The organism is Endozoicomonas sp. ONNA2, assembly GCF_024606365.1.
Classification (GTDB): domain Bacteria; phylum Pseudomonadota; class Gammaproteobacteria; order Pseudomonadales; family Endozoicomonadaceae; genus Endozoicomonas.
In genome coordinates, this window is the sequence record NZ_JAHHPO010000700.1 from 1 (window position 1) to 2,791 (window position 2,791).

Annotated in this window: 1 protein-coding gene; it reads left to right on the plus strand. The window is 49.3% G+C overall.

What is annotated here, in order from left to right; all coding sequences use genetic code 11:
- On the plus strand, nucleotides 1-2,747 hold a 2,747-nt coding region (locus KDK14_RS12425), incomplete at its 5' end, for a PEP/pyruvate-binding domain-containing protein (RefSeq protein ID WP_257265449.1).
- Nucleotides 2,748-2,791: the final 44 nt, after the last annotated feature.

Consider the following 2,791-nt stretch of genomic DNA (forward strand, 5'->3'; position numbering starts at 1 on the left):
TCCGCAGTTCCGGCATCAATGAAGATAACTACGGCGATGCCCAGGCGGGCAAATATCTCTCGCTAGTTCAGGGAGAAGACGATGTTTTGCGTACCTGTCTTGAGGTTATGGCCTCAGGTTACCGGCCTGAACTCTGCCCCGCAGGCTTGCCGCAACCCATGGCGCTGATTATCCAGAAGTGCATTGACTGCCAATCTGGCGGGGTCGGCATGAGCTTTCAATCCTTTCGGGATAATACCATCAGGCTTGAGTTCACACGGGGTCAACCCAGAGGCGCAGTGGCAGGGCAGTCCGGTAACACACCTCACCGCATCGATATTTTTCGTGAGGATCGCAAAAAAGAAGCTGGCCGCTCTCAATACTTCCCCGGGACGATCTCAAGCCACTTTATCCTGGAAAAAAAGCATAACGGCTATTCGGAAACAAGAATTGCTGTTGCCGATGCCCAATCAAACGACGGCGTGCGGCGACTCACTGATAGAATGGTCGCTAAAATCACAAAGATAGTGACAAAGCTGGAAAACCGGTTGCTCTGCCCCGTGGAGGTGGAGTTTGCCATCAATCGCAAGGGTCGCCTGCGCCTGTTGCAGGCTCGCCCTGTTACCCGGCTCTCTGGCGATATGGTATTTGCCATGCCCCTGCCTGAATCCAAAGAGACACTGGCCATTGGTGTGGGTATTAGCGAAGGCTTCTGCACCGGACCACTCTGGCTGGCCAATCGACAACAGGCAGACTCCATGCCCCGCGGAGCCATTGTCCTGGCTGACCACACTGAAGATTGGATGCTTGAGCCAAAATTCCTGAAACGGGCAGGGGGGTTTGTCCTGGCCAAAGCAGGATTCAACGATCATGTAGCGATCCTCCTGAAACAGGAAAACATAACGTTGATGCGGGTCGGTGAACAGTTTGCGGCATTGGCCGCTCAGGCTGGTCAACAGGTGACGCTGGCATGTGCCCGTTTTAACGATGAGCCCGGAGCCTTTATCGTTGCTGGCGACCTTACCGGAAAACTGGCCAGTCACAAAAGCCTGTCCACTGCATTTTCTGATGTACTGTTAGCAGGGGCCGTCCGGGATGATTTGACCCCACCTGAAGGCACATTCCTTCATGTTGCCAGTGCTTTTCAATGGCTTTCGGATCAAAATGCCCGCCTGCTGGCTTTTTTTGCTCCCGGCGGCGGACTGGACTGCCTGGCAAACCCGGTAAAACTGAGTATGTCGCCACAACGGTCAGAGCTACTGACAAAGACTCAGGACAGCGTAAATCGACTGGTTGGTGGGGCTGAAGCACTGCTGGATGGGTATGGGGCCTTCCTGAGTCTGGCGGGTAACGGTGATCTATCGCCACAAAGGAAAGAGTTACCGCAACTGATTAACCGGTTTGAAGCACTGAAACAGACCATCCAGGCAGGGTTAAATAGAATCATTCTGCCAATGCAAGCCGCTGAAAAAGGGCAGGCATATCGGGGAACTTTTCGTCAGTGGGTGTCAGACTGCCATCAGCTGAAATCCTGTCTTCAGGCACTGGACCCTGTTAAGGCTGAACGGGTCCGAAGTGTCCATGAGCTGATTTTTGCGCTGCATCAGCGCTTCGTAGAAGCCCTGGCACCGGTCACTTTGGCGTCGGATCAGGGCAGGAAATCTAAGGAGATTGTCAGGAAAAGGTCATTCTTCAAAAATAACATCACCTATGTTGATTGCACAACTCCGGGCAAGTCGGGTGAAAGGACACCATTTTTGAGCACGTCCGTCAAGGAATCCATCAGACAGTTAGCGGATGAAACGACTGTCATTAGTATGGATGATGCATTGATCGTTAATCTGAATTTAGGGGGGCATTTGGGCCTTGTCGAATTACTTGAACACGCAGAGGGTGGCAAGGGACGAACCTTGCGGCTGACATTTTCTGACCAGTTTGATGCAGCATATTACAATGGCAAGTTTCAGCGTGTGTGGTTTCTGGCACAGCTGCTGAAAGCGATCAAACTGGATGAAAATGCTGCTGCCATGAAACTGGCTTGCAATCCTGTGGCGCGTAAATTAATTGTCGAATATTCAGGAATGACAACACGTGAAGACATGCAGGCTGCTTTTAAAAAACTGATGATTGTGTTGGATGCTATGTATGGTCTCGATATAGTCTTTCATAAAGCAGTTATTTTGGAACAATCTCGTTGGGATTTTAACTTGCTTGCGCAACGCCTTAATCCTGATGTTACGATAGAAACTGATGAATTCAATTTTCAACACTGTCTTTTCTCAATATCTTATCTGCAGATTGACCGCCTTACTTTTAGACCCGCTTTCTGCGAGTTATTAAGCAACCACCTTCAACAGTTTGTTCATTATGCCAACCGATTAGGGGCGCTCAGGAAATTAGTCATTGACAAGAAAATACCGAAGGACAGTCTGTGGGAGATATTAAGGAGTGATGAGATGAGTGAAGACATTCGCACGGAGCTGATCCATCATTTATCATTGTTAGAAACCAATGACGACCCTATTCCACCGTTTGAAGATTTTTATGACCGCTTCAGAGACGCATACTATATTCTCAAACCAACACGCGATTACCAGCTGACGTTTCTTGTTCCACCGAGTCAGTCCCTTTCGGCTATTAAAAAAGAGGTCAGCAAAGCCGTGGTGAAGGATGGGCTGAAATATGTCAGCCAACGGATTCGAGGTGATAAAGACCTTGTAATAGCAGCTATCAAACTGCATAAAAATCAACAGAAGTATATAACCTGAATCCGTAACTTCAGAAGACGTTGAAACCTTCGGAAGCCGGTCGT